The organism is Streptomyces sp. NPDC042364 (assembly GCF_056437585.1).
This window is the reverse complement of record NZ_JBWKAJ010000003.1, coordinates 119,191-139,067: the sequence shown is the minus strand read 5'-3', so window position 1 is coordinate 139,067 and position 19,877 is coordinate 119,191. Positions and strand designations below refer to the sequence as shown.

The window sequence follows — 19,877 nt, the reverse complement described above, 5'->3', positions numbered from 1 at the left end:
ACCGCTGGGATAGCGTCACCGTGTTCGATGCCACGTACACCCTTCTTCACCCTCAACCCTCGCGGAGTCCCCATGAGTACGGCCGTCGCCCCCGCCCGCACCGGTCAGGTCCTCGCCGACCTGCTTCCCGCCTCCCGTGTACGGGACATCGCGCTGGTGGCCGGCGGCGCCGCCCTCACCGGACTCGCCGCGCAGATCGCCGTGCCCGTGCCGGGCTCCCCGGTCCCGGTGACCGGCCAGACCTTCGCCGCGCTGCTCGTGGGCACCGCGCTCGGCGCCGGCCGCGGTGTGGCCTCCCTCGCCCTGTACGCGCTCGCCGGTCTCCTCGGTGTCCCGTGGTTCGCGAACGGCACCTCCGGCGTCGGCGTCTCCTTCGGCTACATCCTCGGCATGATCCTCGCCTCCGCCGCCGTGGGTGCCCTCGCCCGCCGGGGTGCCGACCGCTCCGTGCCGCGCATGGCCGGCACGATGCTCGTGGGCGAGGCCATCATCTACGCCGTCGGCGTCCCCTACCTCGCCGCCACCGCCGACATCACCCTGACCACCGCCGTCGCGGTCGGCCTCACCCCGTTCCTGATCGGCGACGCCCTCAAGGCCGCGCTGGCGATGGGCGCGCTGCCCACCGCGTGGAAGCTGCTCGGCAAGTGACGTCGTGACCCCCGGCGGGGGCGTCGCTCACGCCGTGACGCCACCGCCCCAGAAGAGGCTCGCCGGGTCGTACTCCGACTTCACCGTGGCGAGCCTCTCGCGCGTCTCCGCGTCGTGCAGCCCGTCCGGGCGATCGCCCGCCCCGAACGCGAAGTTGACCGTGCGCCCGAGCGTCCAGGGGCTCAGCAGCGCGAACGCCGGGTCGAGGATCGTCCGGGCCTTCTCCCGCCCGGCCATCGCCACCAGCCGCATCAGGAACCTCCCGTCCCGGTACGGCACCGCGTTGGGCGCGCCCTTCGCGAGCGCCCCGCCCAGATGGTTGACCTGCGCGACGCACATCGCGTCCGCCCCCGGCCCGGTACGCCCCAGCACCCGTGCCACGGCGTCGACATCCAGCTCGCTCAGCACCGCGCTGTCCCCGTGGTTGACGTGCGGCACATCCGGGTCGTTGTGGATGGTGTGGCTCTCGCCGTACGGCATCTCCCGCAGTGTGTCCGCGCACACGGGCCCCGCCTTCCGCAGCGGAGCGACCAGCCGGTCCCCGTCGCCGCCGGTGTGGGCCACCCGGACCGAGATCACATACCGTCCCCGCAGCCGCTCCGGCAGCCCGGGCGCGTCCGGGTACGCAACCGCCGCCCACGACGAGGTCAGCGAGTCCGGCACGGTCCGCGTCCAGCGTTCGTACGCCCGCAGCACCGCCGCCGGGTCGACCTCGCGCCCGTCGAAGGAGAGCGAGCCGCCGTAGAGCCGGGCCACCGGTACGAGCCCGATCTCCATCCCGGTGACGATCCCCAGCCTGTGGCCGCCGCCGAGCAGCGCCCAGTACAGCCCGGGCTCCGACTCGGGAGCGACCCGTCGTGCCCGGCCCTCCGCGGTCACGACGTCGAGCGCGCGCACATGATCCGCCGCGTACCCGAACTCCCGGGCCAGGATGCCCAGTCCGCCGCCCAGGGTGTAGCCCACGGCGCCCACCCCCGGCGACGAGCCGTTGAGCGGGGCGAGGCCGTGAGGCCCGGCCGCCGCGACGACCTGCCCCCAGCGGACTCCCGCCCCGACATGGGCGGTTCGCGTCACCGGGTCGACGCTCACGCCGTCCATCCGCCGGGTCGTGATCAGCATGCCGCCCTCGTACGGCCCCGGCGTCCCGTGCCCGGTCGCCTGCACCTCCACGGGCAGCCCCGCTCCGGCCGCGTACGTCACGGCCGCCACCACGTCGGCGGTCGAGGACGCCCCGACGACCACGTCCGGCCGCCGGGCGAACCCGGTCTGGAATCCGGCGACCTCCTCCTCGTAGCCGGCGTCACCGGGCACCAGCACCAGCCGGCCCGCCGCCTTCAGTTCTCGCACGTTCAAGGGTCTCCTCCGCCGTGGGTCGCTCCTGCGGCGGAGACTGTGCCCGGATTACATGACACCTTCCGTCAGGTTTTCGGGCCCCGGACGCAGACGGTGCCTCCGTGGCCGAGGGCGGACGCACCGCGGAGGCACTCCGCGGACACGGCGAACCACCCAGGGGCCGGGTGAGGCGCACCGCCGGTCATCTGCCGACGCGTCACACCTCCCGCCGTGCGCCCCGGTGGTTCCACCACAGGCCCGTCGCACCGGCCGAGATCAGCGCGGCGCCGACCATGCCGAACGGCAGGACCCGGTCGGCGGGACCGGTCTGCGGCAACTGCTCGGGCCTGTCGTCCTTGCCGTCCCCGCCGTCCCCGGCGCCTCCGTCACCGCCGCCCGGCGTGACCGGGCTGTTGTCGGTGCCGAGAAGCAGCGGAGTGGCCGGCTCGTTGGGCGACTGGTTCGTCGTGCCGAACGGCACCGGTCCCTGCTGCCAGAACGTCTTCGAGCCGTCGGCGTTCTGCACCGGCAGACAGATGTTTCCCCTCTTCTTCAGGTCGTACGTGGCGTCGATCGCATAAGTCTTCGACTTTCCGGCCGCCAGATCGTCGATCGCGCAGGCGAAACCACTGTTGGCCCCGTCGGGAAGATCGCCCGTCGTGATTTCCGTGCAGCCTTCGACATTCTTGACCGTCAGACCGTCGAAACCGACCACGAGCAGGCGGATTTTCCCGCTCGCCTTGCTTCCCTCGTTCTTCACGACCCCGGTGATCTCCGTTTCCTGGGAGCTGTTGTCGACCTTGATCTCCTTGGACAGCAGTGTCGACAGCTTCACGCCCGCCGGTGCCGCGTCGACTGCCTTTCCGCCGTGATCACTCAGTCCCCCCTCGTCATCCGCCGAGGCCGTGAAGCCGAGGACCATCACCGACGAGAACGCCGCGGTGAGCAGCGACCCCGCGACGGCCGTCCTGTGCGTCCTGGCCGTCCCACGACGAGAACTCATGTTCCATCCCCCTTGCGTCCCCCTGGCCGTGCCTGAATTCACGGCCATTGAAGAGGTACCACAAGATTTCTCGCCACTATGCTGGAGCGGCGAGAAGTGTGACCAATGCGCGACTTTTCGGTTCGGCTGTTGCGGATGTGGGCACGTGTCGTTCGAAGGGGGGCATGGGGGTGCCGGGAATATCGAGGGGCGGTGAGCCGGGATTTGTGGTGGCCGGCCGTTATACGCTGGTCGAAAGCATTGGCCAGGGCGGAATGGGGCGGGTGTGGCGCGCCGCCGACGAAATGCTCGACCGACAGGTAGCGGTCAAGGAAATGCGTATCGACGGCCTCGACCCGGAGGACAGCCGCACCCGACGCGAGCGGACCCTGCGGGAGGCCAGGGCCACGGCCCGCATCGACCACCCCCATGTCGTCCGCGTCTACGACGTCGTCGACGAGGGCGAGCGGCTCTGGATCGTCATGGAACTGGTCGACGGACGCTCCCTGGAGCGGCTGGTGTCCGAGGACGGCCCCCTGGACGTGCGCGAGACGGCCCGCATCGGCCTCGAACTCGTCGACGCGCTGGGGCAGGTGCACGCGCAGGGCGTGCTGCACCGCGACATCAAACCGGCCAACGTCCTCGTCCGGCGCGCGGGTGGCCGCCGCGTCGTCCTCACCGACTTCGGCATCGCCGCCATCCAGGACACCGAAGCCCTCACCATGGCCGGCATGCTCGTCGGTTCCCCCGACTACATGGCCCCCGAGCGGATCTCCGGCCGCCCCCAGGGCCCGCCCTCCGACCTCTGGTCCCTGGGCGCCACCCTCTGCGCCGCCCTCGGCGGCTGCTCCCCCTTCTCCCGCGCCACGACCCTCGCCACCTTGCACGCCGTCCTCTACGAGGAGCCCGAACTCCCGGCCTCGGCAGGAGACCTGCGCGAAGTCCTCGCCGCCCTCCTGGAAAAGGAACCGGGCCTACGCCCCGGCCTGGCCGAACTGACGGCAGCCCTCCACACCATCGCGACGCCCCCACCCGCCCCAGCCACGGGAGCGCCCGCCCCGAAGCCCCCGGCCGCACGGAGTGCAACCCCGGAGCCCCGGGGCGCCGATCCGCGCGTCGCGGGGGAGGTCGGAGCAGGTCCGCGGGTCGCCGGGGCGGATGGCGCCGGTCCGCGGGGGGCTGGGACGGCCGGAGCCGGTCTGCGGGCGGTCGGGGCGGACGCCACTGATCCGCGGGGGACGGGGAGGCTCGGTCCGGAACCGCCGGTGGTCGGGACGGGTGGCGCCGGTCCGCGGGGGGCCGGGGCGGCCGGAGCCGGTTCACGGGCGGTCGGGGCGGACGCCACTGATCCGCGGGGGACGGGGAGGCTCGGTCCGGAACCGCCGGTGGTCGGGACGGGTGGCGCCGGTTCACGGCCCGCCGGGACGGCCGGAGCCGGTCCGCGGGCGGTCGGGGCGGACGCCGCTGATCCGCGGGGGACGGGGAGGCTCGGTCCGGAACCGCCGGTGGTCGGGACGGGTGGCGCCGGTCCGCGGGGGGCTGGGGCGGCCGGAGCCGGTCCGCGGGCGGTCGGGGCGGACGGCACCGACCCGCAGGTCGTCGGGACGACCGGATCCGGTCCACGGGCCGCCGGGGCGGACGGCGCCGGTCCACCGGCCGCCGGCAGGAACGGATCCGGTCCACGCGTCGCGGCACCGGCCGGAGCCGACCCACGGGCCGCCGGGACGGCCGGAGCCGGTCCACCGGGGGCCGGGAGGGACGGAGCCGACCCGCGGGCCGCCGGGGCGGACGCCACCGATCCGCGGGAGACCGGGAGGCTCGGTCCGGGACCGCCGGTCGTCGGGACGGTCGTCCCGGAACCTCCGGACGGGACAGGGGAGGACGCCGAGGCCGCCGCGGGGCAGCCGGGGCCCGACAGCCCGGAGGCGGCGACGGAGGAGGCCGTCGAGGAGACCCCGGTGACCCCGTCGCAGCCCCTGCACGAACCCACACTCGTAGGGACGCCCGCCCCCGTCCGGCCGACGCCGACGGAGCGGAACGCCTCCCAGACGCCGCCGGAGCCGGATCACGAACCCGAAGCCTCCTGCGGGGCACCGTCCCCGAACACCCCCGAACTCCCCACCCGGCCCCGGCCCGCACCCGCGCCCCCGGGCGACCTGCTCGGCCCCCCGATCCCGGCCAGACCCGCCGAACCCCGGCGGAGCAGGCGCCGTACGGTGCTGACCGCGGCCGCAGGGGCGGCCGTGGCCGGAGTCCTCGCGGCCGTGCTCGTGCCGACGCTCGGCGCATCGTCCGACTACAGGAAGCAGGCGCCCCCCTCGACGAAGTCCAGTGCGTCCCCCACCGTCGCCGGCACCTCACGCCCTCCGACCCTCCCGCCGGGCGCCCGTACCGAGGCCGGGGTCTTCGCCTGGGTCCCGCCCGACGGCTTCTCCCGCGAGGTGCATGCCGGTGCCGAGGTCCACTACACCTCGCCGGACGGCCGCCAGGAGATCGTCGGCAAGGCATCCCTCGCCCGCGGTGACCTGATGGACCAGTGGAAGAAGAAGGAGGAGAGCACCGGCAAGGGCCCCGGCTACCAAAGGATCCGCCTGGCGGAGACCGAGTTCCGCGGCAAGCCGGCCGTCGTCTGGGAGTACACCGTCACCGCCCAGGGACTCCCGTGGCACGTCCGCTCCCTGGGCTTCAACACCGGCGGCAAGTCCTACCAGCTCACCACCTGGTACCACCCCGACATCGAGGACCGGGCCCTCCCCGTCTACAAAAAGGTCGAGAAGGGCTTCACACCCCTGTGAAGCCCTTCTCGACGAACCGCCGATCACCGGCAACGAACCGCGCACCGCCCACGAGGAACCGCGGGCGAGCCGTTCACCGCACCTTGTCGGCGACCTCGGCCGTGGCGTCCGCCGTCCGCCCGCTGATCTTCTCCTTGACCAGGGAGATGCCGACGACGACGGCCGCGACCAGCAGCGAGAGCAGCAGGATCTCCCGGTTGCCGTGCTCCGTGTCGGTGAGCATGTACGCGAGGACGAAGAGGATCAGCCCGATGGTGGCCCACGTCAGATACGGGTACAGCCACATCCTCACGACGAGCTTCTCCGGGGTCTCGCGCTCGATGATCCTGCGCATCCGCAGCTGGGAGAAGCAGATCACCAGCCACACGAACAGGGCGACCGCGCCGGAGGAGTTCACGAGGAACAGGAACACGCCCTCGGGGAAGAAGTAGTTGAAGATCACCGCGACGAAGCCGAAGACCACCGAGGCCAGGATCGCCGTCATCGGTACGCCCCGCGACGTGGTCCGCCCGAACGACCGCGGCGCGTCCCCGCGCTCGCCCAGGGAGAACGCCATCCGGGAGGCCGTGTAGAGGCCCGAGTTGAGGCAGGACAGCACCGACGTCAACACGATGAAGTTCATGATCTGCCCCGCGTGGGCGATCCCGAGCGAGTCCAGCGCGGCGACGTAGGAACCCTTCTCCTTGATCGAGGGGTCGTTCCACGGCAGCAGGGCGACCACGACGAAGATCGAGCCCAGGTAGAACACGCCGATACGCCAGATGATGCTGTTCGTCGACTTCGTGACGGCCTTCTGCGGGTCCTCCGTCTCCCCGGCGGCGAGCGTGGCGATCTCACTGCCCATGAACGAGAAGACCACCAGCAGCACGCCGATGAGGATGGCGCCGGGACCGTTGGGCAGGAACCCGCCGTGGTCGGTCAGGTTCGCCAGACCGGCCTTCTCCGCCTCCACACCCGGCAGCACGCCGAACACGGCCAGCCCGCCCACCACGATGAACGCGGCGATCGCGACGACCTTGATGCCGGCGAACCAGAACTCGAACTCACCGTAGGAGCCCACCGAGACCAGGTTGGTGGCGGTCAGCACCACCATGACGATCAAAGCCCAGCCCCACTGCGGTATCGCCGGGATCCAGCCCTCCAGGATCACCGCGCCCGCGGTCGCCTCCACCGCCAGGACGACGACCCAGAAGAACCAGTACAGCCAGCCGATCGAGAAGCCGGCCCAGCGCCCCAGCGCACGGTCGGCGTGCGCGGAGAACGACCCGGAGGTGGGGTTCGCCGCGGACATCTCACCGAGCATCCGCATGACCAGCACGACCATCGTGCCGACCAGGGCGTAGGACAGCAGGATGCCGGGACCGGCGGTCGCGATACCGGAGCTCGACCCGACGAAGAGACCCGCCCCGATCACACCTCCGATCGCGATCATCGACAGATGGCGGTTCTTGAGACCGGCGTGGAGGCCGGGGGAGGGGGGAGAGGAGGAGCCTGTGCCGGTGTCGGCCGGCAGAGTCGGCTGCGAGGTCATGGGGGAGTTTCCTTTGCGCCGTCGTGGGGACTTCCGTGCGTCTGCCCACGCATTCCCCCGATGACTCTCGTGAGAGCGGGACACGAGAGGCGGCCGGGGTGCCGCGTGAGCCTCCGTAAAGATCGGTCCAGTGAATCGGAGGTGAAAGCAATCCTGAACCTTTGAATCCAGATTGTTACTTGAGGTTTACTTGAGGTTCCGTGGTGTGGCTCACTCTTTATGAGGCCCGGCCCCCCATCGCGCCGCGACGGAACGGGCGTGTCACACTCGGACCATGCGCGTCTACCTCGGCTCCGATCACGCCGGATACGAACTCAAGAACCACCTCGTCGAGTGGCTGAAGGCCGCCGGTCACGAGGCCGTCGACTGCGGTCCCCACATCTACGACGCCCAGGACGACTACCCGCCGTTCTGCCTCCGCGCGGCGGAGCGCACGGCCGCCGACCCCGGCTCCCTGGGCATCGTCATCGGCGGATCCGGCAACGGGGAGCAGATCGCCGCGAACAAGGTGGCCGGGGTGCGGGCCGCGCTCGCGTGGAGCGCCGAGACGGCCGCGCTGGGGCGCGAGCACAACAACGCCAACGTCGTGGCCGTCGGGGCGCGTATGCACTCCCAGGAGGACGCGACCAAGTTCGTCGAGACGTTCCTCAACACGCCGTTCTCCGGTGACGAGCGTCACATCCGCCGCATCGACATGCTGGCGGCGTACGAGACGACCGGCGACCTCCCGCCGATCCCGGCGCACCACCCCCAGCCGTAGGACGCCTGACAACTCGGGGTGCGGGCATTCAGGATGAAGGCTGGCCGCCAGGCCCAGCCTTCAGGGGCGCGGGGAACTGCGCGAACAACCCCCACCCACCCGCACCCGCCAACGCCCCCCGCGCCCCCCACTCCCAGGCGCCCCGCCCCACCCCCGGAGGGCCCCGTGCCGGAAGGCCACACGATTCATCGCCTGGCCGAGGACTACCTCACCCACTTCGGCAACGGCACGGCCACCCATGTCACCAGCCCCCAGGGCAAGTTCGCCGACGCCGCCGCCCTCCTCACCGGCACCCCGCTCACCGCCGCCGAGGCCCACGGCAAGCACCTCTTCCTCCACTTCGGCGCCCCCGACGCGGAGGACTGGGTCCACATCCACCTCGGCCTCTTCGGCAAGGTCGACTTCGGCCCCGCACCCGCGCCCCCGCCCACCGACACGGTCCGTCTCCGCCTGCGGAACGACACGTCGTACGTGGATCTCCGCGGCCCCACGACCTGCGCCCTGATCACGGACGCCGAGAAGCAGGCCGTGCACGCCCGCCTCGGCCCGGACCCGCTCCGCCCGGACGCCGACCCGGCCCTCGCGTACGCCCGTATCTCCCGCAGCCGTACGACGATCGCCGCGCTCCTCATGGACCAGAAGATCATCGCGGGCGTCGGCAACGTCTACCGCGCGGAGGTCCTGTTCCGGCACGCCATCGACCCGTACCGCGCCGGCAAGGACATCACCCCGGCGGAATGGGACGCGATCTGGGCCGACCTCGTCGCCCTCATGCGCGAGGGCGTCCGCAACAACCGCATCGACACCGTCCGCCCGGAACACACCCCGGAAGCCATGGGCCGTCCGCCCCGCGTCGACGACCACGGCGGCGAGGTGTACGTGTACCGCAGGGCCCGTCTGCCCTGCCACATCTGTGGCGGCGAGATCCGCACCGCCGGTCTCGCCGCCCGCAACCTCTTCTGGTGCCCGACCTGCCAGCACGGCTGACGGAGCCGGAGGGCACCCGGCGTCAGAACGAGTGCGGCAACCAGGGCGCCACGGTCGACGAGAGGAACCCCAGGGACGCCTCCGCGAGCGCCCCCTCCCGCAGCTCCCGTACCCTCCCGGCCGCCCCCAGCGACGCGAGGCTCACCCCGCCCAGATACGCCGACGCCAACTCCCGTACCGAGAGGGCGAGATCGGCGGCCTCCTCGGACCGTTCGCAACTCGCCCCCTTCGCATCGCCGACGAGTCGCCAACGCCCCGCGTTCCAGGGGCAGAAGGCGTCCTCGACCTCCAACACCACATCCACCGGCGCCTGGTACGTCCGCGCCCGCAGTGCCGCGCCGACGTCCACGAGCCGTACGTGCAGATCGTCCTGCACCCGCAGCCCGCACCGCCGCACGTCCGACACCATGTGCAGCCACGGCTCGTCCACGGGCCGCCGGTGCGCGACGACCGACGACGTGAGGTCGATGTCGAGGAGGAACCGCCACAACGCGGCGTGCGCGGCCGGATCCACTGCCTCCAGCGCGCTCAGCCGGACCACCCCCGCGGCACCGCTCGGCCCCCAGTCCGGCTTGATCCGGAACCGCGCGTACCCGACGAGTCCCTCGTCCCCGTCACCCCGCTCGGCCACCACGCACTGCAACGGCGAGCCACCGGCCCGGTGCCGGTCCGTGTCGAGCAGTTCCACCTGCTCCCAGCCCGGCCGCCGCACCAGCATCCCCGGCCGCTCCGGCACCCGGCGCGCGTACACCGCCTCACACGCGTCGAGGACCTCGGCCGGGTCGGCGTACCGCAGCCGTACGTCATCGGTGCCGGGCGGTACGGACAGCCGTACCCGAGTGGTGTCGATGTCGACGCCGAGCCGCTGCGTGGCGACGCCGTACCCGAAGCGGCCGTAGATCGCCGGCTCCGACGCGACCAGCACGGCCAGCGGCTCACCCCAGGCGCGGACGTCCGCCAACTGCCGCCGCATCATGGAGGTCAGAACCCCGCGCCGCCGGTGTGTCGCCGCGACGCCCACCATCGTGACGCCCGCCGCCGGGACGGACGCGCCGCCGGGCACCGTGATCCGGAAGTCGAACGCCGCGGCCGAACCCACGCATTGGCCGCCGTCCCAGGCGCCGAGCGCACGGTCGTGGTCGATGAGCGACTCGTCGAGGTCGCGCTCCTCGGCCGGCGCCTGCATCCCTCCGAAGGCACGGAGGAGATTCGCGTACCAGACATTCCAGTCGTCCTTGCGCAGCGCCCGCAGCTCAGTCGTCATGTGCCATGCGTAGCAGCGCGATTCGATACGAGCGAGTGAATTTCCCCGTCCCGTGCGGGCACGTCGTGGGATCCTTCACAGGTGCCGCGCGAGAGCCGCAGGACCGGGCTCCCGTGTGAGATCTGTGTGAGATTCGTCGTGAACCGGCCCTCGGAAGGGGGACAAGTAGGACCTCCTGTGCACAGGGGCTGGTCCGATGGATAAGGTCCCGAACAATGGCAGCAGGACGAGAGCGGCGCGCGGCGGCCGATACGTTCACGGCCCGGATGAAGAAGCTGGTTCACCGGGCCCGCACCGGCATGCGCAAATCCGCGGTCGACTACTTCCGGGGCGACGGCTCCGACTGGGTCGCGCTGGCCGCGCTGCTGCTGATGATCCCCCTCATCGCGATGCTCACGATGATCGACCCGGTGTGGTTCTCACCCGCCGCGCTGGTCCTGCCCATCGTCGCGGGCGGCCTCCTGCTGCGACCCGCCAGCCTGCTCGGCCTGTACGCGGCCGCCGCCACCGCGCTGATCGTCGAGTCCGTGCAGCTCGGCCCCTACACCGAGGGCCCGGCCAGAGTGACGCCCGGCATAGTGCTCGTGGTCGCCGCCTGCGGCTTCTTCGGCCTGCTCATCGCCCAGTTCCGCAGCCGCGTCGGCGTCCCCTGGCGCCGCGGCGGCACCATGCTCTTCGACCTCCGCGAACGCATCCGGGTACAGAGCAAGTTGCCGCAGCTGCCCGCGGGCTGGCACCGCGAGATGGCGCTGCGCCCCGCGGGCGGCCAGTCGTTCTCCGGTGACTTCGTCGTCGCGGCCCGTACGAACGGCGGCCGCACCCTCGAAGTGGTCCTCACCGACGTCTCCGGCAAGGGCATGGACGCCGGCTCCCGCGCCCTCCTTCTCTCCGGCGCCTTCGGCGGGCTGCTGGGATCGCTCCCACCGCACGCGTTCCTCCCGGCGGCCAACGGCTACCTCCTCCGCCAGGACTGGGACGAGGGCTTCGCGACCTCCATCCACCTCGTCCTGGACCTCGACTCCGGCGACTACGAACTCTTCTCCGCCGGCCACCCGCCCGGCCTCCAGCTCAGCGCCGGCACCGGCCGCTGGGAGGAGAAGGCCGCCGAGGGCCCGCTCCTCGGCGTCTACGACGGTGCCCAGTTCGACCCCGTGAAGGGCTCGTTGCGCCCCGGAGACGTCCTCATGCTGTTCACCGACGGCCTCGTCGAGACCTCCGACCGCGACATAGTCGAGGGCATCGACCGCCTGACCGGCGAAGCCGACCGCTACGTCCCCGGCGGCTTCCACGGCGCCGCCTGGCATCTCATCGAGGCGGTGGCCAAGGACGTGAACGACGACCGTGCCCTGCTCCTGATCTGCCGAGAGGGCCCCACGGCCCCGAAGTGACGGTGAGCGTCCCCGAGGGCGCGGGGACCCAGCGGCCGACCACCCGATCCCGCCCGCTCGAACACGCCACAGGAGCCCACCCCATGCCCCTCCCTCTCCCGGACATAGAGGCCCTCGCCCGCAGCGCGCACGCCGACCAGACCGACAAGGCGGGCCGCCCCTACACCGAGCACCTCCAGGCGGTGGCCCACGGCGTGGCCGCCCGCGGCGGCGACGAGGACCAGATCGCCGCGGCGTGGCTCCACGACGCCATCGAGGACGAGGCCCTCACCGAGGACTGGCTCGCCGAGGCCCCCCTCACCGCCCGTACGAAGAACATCGTGCTGGCCCTCACCAAGCGTCCCGGAGAAGACCCCGAGGCGTACGCGGCGCGCATCCTCGCCACCCCCGGCGCCCTCCTCGTCAAGCAGTCCGACCTCGCCCACAACGCGAACCCGGCCCGTCTGGCCGTGCTGGACGAGTTCACCCGCGCCCGGCTGACCCACAAGTACGCCCACATGCGAAACCTCCTCGGTCTGCCGGACGAACCGGCGACCGAGGAGGTCACGGACAACGGCGACGGCTGAGGACTCAGGTCCTGGCGCCGGCCTTCCCACGCTCGCGGGCCAGCTCGGTCGCGTCCCGCTTGAAGGCCCACTCCATCCTCGGCTCCATCGCGAACCGGAACATCCGCTGCACCGGCGGCGTGCACAGCACGGTGATGACGGCGGCCGCGAAGAAGGTGACGAAGAGTTCGCCGAGCGGCTGGTAGATCCACGCGTGCAGGTCGTACCAGTCCCAGAAGCGCGAGCCCTTCGCGAGGAACCCGTGCAGCAGGTAGCCGTACAGGGTGCCCGCGCCCAGCACGGTGAACCACATCTTCCGCCGGGGCACCCAGGCGAAGAAGCACGTGGTCAGCACCATGGAGCAGCCGAACAGCGCGAAGGTCATCACGACACCGGCCCACCACGGGGCGCCCAGCTCCTGGGCGCTGTCCCGGTGGTAGAACCAGGCCGAGTTCATGTCCGGGCCCAGCCAGTACGCCATCGCCAGCGCGCTCGCCAGCACCGGCACGGACAGGACCCGCACCTCACGGCGGCGCATGAACTGGAAGTGCGCCGGCTTCATGAACAGGCCCACCACGAAGAACGGCAGGAACTGCAGGACGCGCTGCAGATCGAGGTCGTCACCGATGTCCGGCGACACGGAGGCGAGCGCCGCGATGGCGAGCGCGAGCGGCACCGGCCAGCGCACGACCTTCCACAGCGGCGTCGTCAGCCGCCAGACGAACAGCGCGATCAGGAACCAGGTGAGGTACCAGGGGTCGAGCAGACTGATCGGGTGCGACGGGTCGTCGTCGGCGTACCGCTTGAAGACCGAGTACGCGATCTCGAACAGCACGTACGGTACGGCGATTCCGGTGACCAGCCGCCGCAGCCGGTCGGGGCGCATGTCGAAACTGCGCGAGAAGTAGCCGGAGATGATGATGAACGCCGGCATGTGGAAGGTGTAGACGACCATGTACAGGGCCTCGGCGGCGCGACTGTGGTCGGTCAGCGGCTCCCAGGCGTGGCCCATCGCGACGAGCACGATGGCCAGGTACTTGGCGTTGTCGAAGAACGCGTCGCGTTGTCTGGCCGGTCTGGTGTCCGGGGTGGGCCCGCTCGGGGCTGTGTGGGGGGACGAGGACTTCAGCGAGCGCGGACTCGGCACTCCGTCCGCCGGCGGCTGTGCCGGGGGGAGCGGCGCGCTGGTGTGGCCGTGCGGTCGCAGCGAGTTCGTCACGGACCCTCCCGCCGGTAACTGCGCGGGCCGGTCCGAGCACTCGCTGCGCAAGGGGGGGACGAGGCAGCGGTGAACATCTGAGGCACCCTAGCGTTGTCTGTGCGATTCAGTAAAACCATCGACGTTAATCCCGTATTGGGGACTGCGTCTGCTCTCCGGGTACCCCGGATTCGGTGAAGTGAGCATCAGTCAGAGCGTGACCGTCCGTACATCGAGGAGCGCGACGCCGGTACCTTCTGTCCGTATTCATCCGGACTAAACGGTGCATAACATGCTCGGGCGACTCCGGTGGAATGTCCGGTTGATTACCGTTCTCCGCAAGGCCCTTGATGTGTCTGTGGCAACAATTCGAATTACCTGCGAACGGGATGTGTGTGCACGGAAACGATCACGGTGAATTCCGTCCCGGCGCGCTCTTGCCGGTCCCCGGCCCGGCTACGGTTCGGCGTCGCTGTGGCCGACGTTGCCTCACCTGCCGCATAGGACGGCCTGGTTGGTGGCACGATGGTTCTGGCGGGGTGCGCGTGGGGTCGGCGCCCCGGGCCGGGAGTGCGGACCGACCGAGGGTGTGATCTGTTGTGGCCATTTCGCTGTCAGTGGTTCTGTTGCTGGGGATCATCCTCGTCGTCCTGATGCGAGGCGGGACGATCAAGGCCGGCCCGGCCGTGGTCGCCATTCTCTTCGGCTTCTTCCTCGCCTCCACCGGCATGGCCGACGACATCCAGCGTTTCCTGAACTCGATAGCGGAAACGATCAACTCGATCCAGTTCTAGGGCCGCGACCGGCGAACCACCACTTCGGCCCCGCTGCCGGCGCGACACGCGACCGCGCCCCGGCCCCCCCGTCGGCCTGTGCCCGGTGATCACGCGTGGCGGGCCGGAAGGCGGCTCACGGGGCCATGGGGACCAGCGAGCGCCGGAGGGTGCTCGGCGGGCTGGTCGAAGCCCTCGGAAAACGATCAGGGCCAGGCGGAGGACTGAACCTCTCACCTGGCCCTGAGTCGTACAGAGCGGGCGACGGGAATCGAACCCGCGTAGCTAGTTTGGAAGACTAGGGCTCTACCATTGAGCTACGCCCGCACAGGTCGCGCCGCAGGTCGGGAGACCGCGGCACAGAAGGCATCGTAGCGGGTCGGACGCCCTCGTCGCACACCCCTTCCGGGCCGACCCGCATGTCCGCCCGCGTACGCGCCCGCGCACTCGGCGAATACTGCGGCTCCCCTGGCCCCGGGCATGTACCCTACGTGTCGCACCAGACGGGGTGTGGCGCAGCTTGGTAGCGCGTCCGCTTTGGGAGCGGAAGGCCGTGGGTTCAAATCCCGCCACCCCGACCACCAGCCGGAACCCGCCGGGCCACCCGGCCGGGACCTGCCAGGGCACGACCCGCGGGGCACCCGGTGTCTCAAGATCACCTTTTGGGGCGTGTACCGCCTGCGGTTACTATGCAAGCTGCGCGCCCGTGTGTCTGCACTCTCACGTCTCTCAAGGGCCGCTAATCCGCTGAGGCTCTGCCGGATCCCGGCAGGGGGCCCAGCAGAACCCCAAGAAGTCAGCCACAAGGAGACCGAACCGTGAAGAGCGCCGTGGAGACCCTGAACCCGACTCGGGTTCGGCTCACTGTCGAGGTGCCCTTCGAGGAGCTCAAGGACAGCCTCGACGCGGCGTACAAGAAGATCAACCAGCAGGTCACGGTGAAGGGCTTCCGCAAGGGCAAGATCCCGGCCCGGGTCATCGACCAGCGGTTCGGTCGCGGCGCCGTGCTCGAGGAGGCTGTCAACGACGCGCTTCCGAAGCTCTACACCGAGGCGGTCAACGAGGCCGAGCTCAACGTCCTCGGTCAGCCCGAGGTCGACATCACGGAGCTGAAGGACGGCGAGACGCTGAACTTCACCGCCGAGGTCGACGTCCGCCCGACCATCGAGATCCCGGACTTCTCCGGCATCGAGGTCGAGGTCGACGCCGTCGAGGTCACCGACGAGGACATCGAGAAGGCGGTCGAGCAGCTCCGTGAGCGCTTCGCCTCCACCTCCCCGGTCGAGCGCGCCGCCGAGGACGGTGACGTCGTCACGATCGACCTGCAGGCCAAGGTCGACGGTGAGGTCCTGGAGGACGGTGTCGCCGAGGGCGTCTCGTACACCATCGGCTCGGGTGAGCTGCTGGACGGCATCGACGACGCCGTGAAGGGCCTGGAGGCCGGGGTCGAGGCCACCTTCACCTCCGAGCTCAAGGGCGGCTCGGCGGCGGGCAAGGAGGCCGAGGTCACCGTCAAGGTCACCCAGGTCGCCGCCCGTGAGCTGCCGGAGCTGGACGACGAGTTCGCCCAGCTCGCCTCCGAGTTCGACACCCTCGAGGAGCTGCGCGCGGACAGCCGCAAGCGCCTGGAGAACATGAAGCAGTACGACCAGGCCACGCAGGCCCAGGAGCGCGTCCTGGAGAAGCTGCTGGAGCTGGTCGAGGTGCCCGTCCCCGAGAAGCTGCTCGAGGACGAGATCAACACCCGCAAGCACAACCTGGAGCACCACCAGCTCGGCCAGATGGGCCTCGACCTCGCGAAGTACCTGGAGATCCAGGGCAAGACCGAGGAGGAGTTCGAGACCGAGACGCGCGAGGCCGCGATCAAGGGCATCAAGACCCAGTTCGTCCTCGACGAGCTGGTCTCCAAGGAGAAGTTGAGCGTCAACCAGGAGGAGCTCACCGAGCACCTCATGCGCCGCGCCGCCTCCTCCGGCATGTCCCCCGACCAGTTCGCCCAGGCCGTCGTCCAGAACAACCAGGTCCAGCTCCTGGTCGGCGAGGTCGCCCGCGGCAAGGCCCTGGCCCTGGTCGTCGAGGCCTCCACGGTGAAGGACACCAACGGCGAGCTCGTCGACCTCGACGACGAGGACGAGGACGAGACCGCCGAGGGCTCCGCCGAGGAGACCCCGGCTGCGGCCGAGGCTTCCGAGGAGGCCCCCGAGGCCGCCGCCGAGGAGAAGAACGAGGCCTGAGCGCTCCGCTCGTAACGCCACGACGGGCCCCCGGATCACTTGTGATCCGGGGGCCCGTCGGTCTACCCGGTGGGCGCGGGGAACTGCGCCACCGGCCACGGACGGGCCGCAGTCACCCCTGCCGCGCCGGGCCGATCGGCGAGTGCGGCTCTTCACGGCCCGGTCGCGCAGTTCCCCGCGCCCCTGGGGGCCGGGGGTGACACGGCGCCCCCGCTCCACCAGCGGAGCGCATGCGCTGACAGCGAACAGTTCCCTTTGCGGGATTCCCCGGCGGAGCCTCCGCGTTAGGGTCCATGAATACGGGGCCGGAGCACTCGGCGAAACCGCCGGAGGCCCCCGCAGGGAAACGTGAGACGGCCCGGCGCCGTCGTAAGACGAGCAGGTGGATACGTGACGAATCTGATGCCCTCCGCCGCCGGCGAACCTTCCATCGGCGGTGGCCTCGGCGACCATGTCTACAACCGGCTGCTCAACGAGCGGATCATCTTCCTCGGCCAGCCGGTCGACGACGACATCGCGAACAAGATCACCGCACAGCTGCTGCTCCTTGCCGCCGACCCGGACAAGGACATTTACCTGTACATCAACAGCCCGGGCGGTTCGATCACGGCCGGCATGGCGATCTACGACACCATGCAGTACATCAAGAACGACGTGGTGACCATCGCCATGGGCCTCGCGGCCTCGATGGGTCAGTTCCTCCTCAGCGCGGGCACGCCCGGCAAGCGCTTCGCGCTCCCGAACGCCGAGATCCTGATCCACCAGCCCTCCGCCGGCCTCGCCGGCTCGGCCTCGGACATCAAGATCCACGCCGAGCGGCTGCTGCACACCAAGAAGCGCATGGCCGAGCTCACGTCGCAGCACACCGGCCAGTCGGTCGAGCAGATCACCCGCGACTCGGACCGCGACCGCTGGTTCGACGCCTTCGAGGCCAAGGAGTACGGCCTCATCGACGACGTCATCGCCACGGCCGCCGGCATGCCGGGCGGCGGCGGCACCGGGGCCGGGCAGGCGTAACGGCACCCGCCGTGCCGCGCGCCGCCGTGCGCGAGCCCGGCCGCGCCCGACCGCCGTAGGAGCCCGTACGAGGGCCTGCGGCGGAGGGAGCGGCTCCGGGCACCGTACGAGGCGTACGGCGGCCGTGCGACGGCCGTCACGGACGTACGGCGGCACACAGCCCGGCGGCAGCCGACCCACACCCCCCGAACAGCCCCAGCCGACCGCCTCAGCCCCTCTCAGGCTCCCAGGAGACCCACAGTGAACGACTTTCCCGGCCACGGCCTCTACGACCGTGCGAGCTCCCAGTACACCGGCCCCACGGCCGAGTCCCGCTATGTGATCCCGCGCTTCGTCGAGCGCACCTCGCAGGGCATCCGCGAGTACGACCCGTACGCGAAGCTCTTCGAGGAGCGGGTGATCTTCCTCGGCGTCCAGATCGACGACGCCTCCGCCAACGACGTCATGGCGCAGCTGCTGTGCCTGGAGTCGATGGACCCCGACCGTGACATCTCGGTCTACATCAACAGCCCCGGCGGCTCCTTCACGGCGCTCACCGCGATCTACGACACGATGCAGTTCGTGAAGCCGGACATCCAGACGGTCTGCATGGGCCAGGCGGCCTCCGCCGCCGCGATCCTGCTGGCCGCCGGCACGCCCGGCAAGCGCATGGCGCTGCCGAACGCGCGCGTGCTGATCCACCAGCCGTACAGCGAGACCGGCCGCGGCCAGGTCTCCGACCTGGAGATCGCCGCCAACGAGATCCTCCGGATGCGTGCGCAGCTGGAGGAGATGCTGGCCAAGCACTCCACCACGCCGATCGAGAAGATCCGCGAGGACATCGAGCGCGACAAGATCCTCACGGCCGAGGACGCGCTCTCGTACGGCCTGATCGACCAGATCATCTCCACGCGGAAGATGAACAACAACAGCGTCCGCTGACGGCGGAAAGCCTGTATTGTTCGCCGCCCCTTGGCATGGTTGGCACCGTTTGACCCAGTGCACGACAAGGTGCACGTCAAAGCGAACCGTGCCAAGGGGGGCCCGAACGGGGGGCCCGGCAAGGTACCGTCGACATAAGGCAGCACCAGGAGCCGCTGGATTCCAATCGTCCAGGCGTCTCCCAGGCGAAGGGGAAGCACACCGTGGCACGCATCGGTGACGGCGGCGATCTGCTCAAGTGCTCGTTCTGCGGCAAGAGCCAGAAGCAGGTCAAGAAGCTCATCGCAGGGCCCGGTGTGTACATCTGCGACGAGTGCATCGACCTCTGCAACGAGATCATCGAGGAAGAGCTCGCGGAGACCAGTGAGGTCCGCTGGGAGGAACTCCCGAAGCCCCGCGAGATCTACGAGTTCCTCGAGGGGTACGTGGTCGGCCAGGAGGCCGCCAAGAAGGCCCTGTCGGTCGCGGTGTACAACCACTACAAGCGCGTCCAGGCCGGCGAGAACGGCGGCGGCCAAAGCCGCGAGGACGCCATCGAGTTGGCCAAGTCCAACATCCTGCTCCTCGGCCCCACCGGCTCCGGCAAGACCCTGCTCGCCCAGACGCTGGCCCGCATGCTGAACGTCCCGTTCGCCATCGCGGACGCGACGGCGCTGACGGAGGCGGGCTATGTGGGCGAGGACGTGGAGAACATCCTCCTGAAGCTCATCCAGGCCGCCGACTACGACGTCAAGAAGGCCGAGACCGGGATCATCTACATCGATGAGATCGACAAGGTCGCGCGGAAGAGCGAGAACCCCTCGATCACGCGGGACGTGAGCGGCGAGGGCGTCCAGCAGGCGCTGCTCAAGATCCTCGAAGGCACCACGGCCTCGGTCCCGCCGCAGGGCGGCCGCAAGCACCCGCACCAGGAGTTCATCCAGATCGACACGACGAACGTCCTGTTCATCGTGGGCGGCGCGTTCGCCGGCCTGGAGAAGATCATCGAGTCGCGGGCGGGTGCCAAGGGCATCGGCTTCGGCGCGACGATCCGCTCGAAGCGGGAGCTGGAGTCCAAGGACCAGTTCGAGGACGTCATGCCCGAGGACCTGGTGAAGTTCGGCATGATCCCCGAGTTCATCGGCCGCCTCCCCGTCATCACCTCGGTCCACAACCTGGACCGCGAGGCGCTCCTCCAGATCCTGGTGGAGCCCCGCAACGCCCTGGTGAAGCAGTACCAGCGCCTCTTCGAACTCGACGGCGTGGAGCTGGACTTCGAGCGCGAGGCCCTGGAGGCCATCGCCGACCAGGCCATCCTCCGCCAGACGGGCGCGCGCGGCCTGCGCGCCATCATGGAGGAAGTCCTGATGTCGGTCATGTACGAGGTCCCGTCCCGCAAGGACGTGGCGAGGGTCGTCATCACCGCCGACGTCGTCCACTCGAACGTCAACCCGACCCTGATCCCCCGCGACGCCCGCGGCCGGGGGCCGGGGGAGCAGAAGACGGCGTAACGCGTCGGCTGC

16 protein-coding genes and 2 tRNA genes are annotated in these 19,877 nt (G+C 70.5%); 12 read left to right on the top strand and 6 right to left on the bottom strand.

Annotation, left to right across the window (positions count from 1 at the left end; translation table 11 throughout):
* Window positions 1-72: 72 nt before the first annotated feature.
* Window positions 73-648, top strand: coding sequence for a biotin transporter BioY (locus AC067N_RS07160; protein ID WP_478677892.1), 576 nt, complete (start codon window positions 73-75; stop codon window positions 646-648).
* Between the two features lie 27 nt (window positions 649-675).
* On the opposite strand, the gene AC067N_RS07155 is transcribed toward AC067N_RS07160, so the two are convergent.
* Window positions 676-1,986 (bottom strand): FAD-binding oxidoreductase, encoded by a 1,311-nt coding sequence (locus AC067N_RS07155; RefSeq protein WP_478678286.1) that lies wholly within the window; start codon window positions 1,984-1,986, stop codon window positions 676-678.
* Between the two features lie 211 nt (window positions 1,987-2,197).
* Window positions 2,198-2,902 (bottom strand): cell wall protein, encoded by a 705-nt coding sequence (locus AC067N_RS07150; RefSeq protein WP_478677891.1) that lies wholly within the window; start codon window positions 2,900-2,902, stop codon window positions 2,198-2,200.
* 335 nt (window positions 2,903-3,237) lie between these two features.
* Here AC067N_RS07150 and AC067N_RS07145 point away from each other — a divergent pair, with 335 nt between their 5' ends.
* The gene (locus AC067N_RS07145) at window positions 3,238-5,757 is read left to right on the top strand and encodes a serine/threonine-protein kinase (RefSeq protein WP_478678285.1); all 2,520 of its coding nucleotides are present in this window, start codon (window positions 3,238-3,240) and stop codon (window positions 5,755-5,757) included.
* A 73-nt stretch (window positions 5,758-5,830) separates the two neighbouring features.
* On the opposite strand, the gene AC067N_RS07140 is transcribed toward AC067N_RS07145, so the two are convergent.
* Window positions 5,831-7,288: an amino acid permease gene (locus AC067N_RS07140; protein WP_478677890.1), complete on the bottom strand. Its 1,458-nt coding sequence runs from the start codon at window positions 7,286-7,288 to the stop codon at window positions 5,831-5,833.
* A gap of 274 nt (window positions 7,289-7,562) precedes the next feature.
* Between AC067N_RS07140 and AC067N_RS07135 the strand changes: the two genes are divergently transcribed.
* Window positions 7,563-8,048: a ribose-5-phosphate isomerase gene (locus tag AC067N_RS07135; protein ID WP_478677889.1), complete on the top strand. Its 486-nt coding sequence runs from the start codon at window positions 7,563-7,565 to the stop codon at window positions 8,046-8,048.
* A 165-nt stretch (window positions 8,049-8,213) separates the two neighbouring features.
* Window positions 8,214-9,035 carry an Fpg/Nei family DNA glycosylase gene (locus tag AC067N_RS07130; protein WP_478677888.1) on the top strand — a complete coding sequence of 274 codons (822 nt, stop codon included), beginning with the start codon at window positions 8,214-8,216 and terminating at the stop codon, window positions 9,033-9,035.
* A 22-nt stretch (window positions 9,036-9,057) separates the two neighbouring features.
* Here the strand turns inward: AC067N_RS07130 and AC067N_RS07125 are convergent, their stop codons facing one another.
* Window positions 9,058-10,299 carry a GNAT family N-acetyltransferase gene (locus tag AC067N_RS07125; RefSeq protein WP_478677887.1) on the bottom strand — a complete coding sequence of 414 codons (1,242 nt, stop codon included), beginning with the start codon at window positions 10,297-10,299 and terminating at the stop codon, window positions 9,058-9,060.
* Between the two features lie 215 nt (window positions 10,300-10,514).
* Between AC067N_RS07125 and AC067N_RS07120 the strand changes: the two genes are divergently transcribed.
* Window positions 10,515-11,687, top strand: coding sequence for a PP2C family protein-serine/threonine phosphatase (locus AC067N_RS07120; RefSeq protein ID WP_478677886.1), 1,173 nt, complete (start codon window positions 10,515-10,517; stop codon window positions 11,685-11,687).
* An 83-nt stretch (window positions 11,688-11,770) separates the two neighbouring features.
* A complete protein-coding gene (locus AC067N_RS07115; protein WP_478677885.1) occupies window positions 11,771-12,253 on the top strand; it encodes an HD domain-containing protein in 483 nt (160 codons plus the stop codon).
* Between the two features lie 4 nt (window positions 12,254-12,257).
* On the opposite strand, the gene AC067N_RS07110 is transcribed toward AC067N_RS07115, so the two are convergent.
* Window positions 12,258-13,451, bottom strand: coding sequence for an acyltransferase family protein (locus AC067N_RS07110; protein ID WP_478677884.1), 1,194 nt, complete (start codon window positions 13,449-13,451; stop codon window positions 12,258-12,260).
* 578 nt (window positions 13,452-14,029) lie between these two features.
* Here AC067N_RS07110 and AC067N_RS07105 point away from each other — a divergent pair.
* Complete coding sequence (locus tag AC067N_RS07105; RefSeq protein ID WP_286256627.1) at window positions 14,030-14,224, top strand: hypothetical protein; 195 nt, start codon at window positions 14,030-14,032, stop codon at window positions 14,222-14,224.
* Between the two features lie 235 nt (window positions 14,225-14,459).
* Here AC067N_RS07105 and AC067N_RS07100 read toward each other — a convergent pair.
* Window positions 14,460-14,530: transfer RNA gene (locus tag AC067N_RS07100), tRNA-Gly, on the bottom strand.
* Window positions 14,531-14,707: 177 nt separating this feature from the next.
* Between AC067N_RS07100 and AC067N_RS07095 the strand changes: the two genes are divergently transcribed.
* The 5 genes from AC067N_RS07095 (at window position 14,708) to clpX (ending at window position 19,865) form a co-directional block, all read left to right on the top strand.
* Window positions 14,708-14,784 (top strand) — tRNA-Pro (locus AC067N_RS07095).
* A gap of 237 nt (window positions 14,785-15,021) precedes the next feature.
* Window positions 15,022-16,437, top strand: a complete 1,416-nt coding sequence (tig, locus tag AC067N_RS07090; protein ID WP_478677883.1) for a trigger factor — start codon at window positions 15,022-15,024, stop codon at window positions 16,435-16,437.
* Window positions 16,438-16,839: 402 nt separating this feature from the next.
* Window positions 16,840-17,454, top strand: coding sequence for an ATP-dependent Clp protease proteolytic subunit (locus AC067N_RS07085; protein WP_055519442.1), 615 nt, complete (start codon window positions 16,840-16,842; stop codon window positions 17,452-17,454).
* A gap of 240 nt (window positions 17,455-17,694) precedes the next feature.
* Window positions 17,695-18,375 (top strand): ATP-dependent Clp protease proteolytic subunit, encoded by a 681-nt coding sequence (locus tag AC067N_RS07080; RefSeq protein WP_478677882.1) that lies wholly within the window; start codon window positions 17,695-17,697, stop codon window positions 18,373-18,375.
* 203 nt (window positions 18,376-18,578) lie between these two features.
* A complete protein-coding gene (clpX, locus tag AC067N_RS07075; protein ID WP_184894103.1) occupies window positions 18,579-19,865 on the top strand; it encodes an ATP-dependent Clp protease ATP-binding subunit ClpX in 1,287 nt (428 codons plus the stop codon).
* The last annotated feature ends 12 nt before the right edge of the window (window positions 19,866-19,877 follow it).

Coding starts and splice junctions, on each gene's coding strand:
- AC067N_RS07160 (WP_478677892.1), top strand. CDS start 73: ATGAGTACGGCCGTCGCCCCCGCCCGCACCGGTCAGGTCCTCGCCGAC.
- AC067N_RS07140 (WP_478677890.1), bottom strand. CDS start 7,288: ATGACCTCGCAGCCGACTCTGCCGGCCGACACCGGCACAGGCTCCTCC.
- AC067N_RS07115 (WP_478677885.1), top strand. CDS start 11,771: ATGCCCCTCCCTCTCCCGGACATAGAGGCCCTCGCCCGCAGCGCGCAC.
- AC067N_RS07125 (WP_478677887.1), bottom strand. CDS start 10,299: ATGACGACTGAGCTGCGGGCGCTGCGCAAGGACGACTGGAATGTCTGG.
- AC067N_RS07135 (WP_478677889.1), top strand. CDS start 7,563: ATGCGCGTCTACCTCGGCTCCGATCACGCCGGATACGAACTCAAGAAC.
- AC067N_RS07085 (WP_055519442.1), top strand. CDS start 16,840: ATGCCCTCCGCCGCCGGCGAACCTTCCATCGGCGGTGGCCTCGGCGAC.
- AC067N_RS07145 (WP_478678285.1), top strand. CDS start 3,238: ATGGGGCGGGTGTGGCGCGCCGCCGACGAAATGCTCGACCGACAGGTA.
- AC067N_RS07120 (WP_478677886.1), top strand. CDS start 10,515: ATGGCAGCAGGACGAGAGCGGCGCGCGGCGGCCGATACGTTCACGGCC.
- AC067N_RS07150 (WP_478677891.1), bottom strand. CDS start 2,902: ATGGTCCTCGGCTTCACGGCCTCGGCGGATGACGAGGGGGGACTGAGT.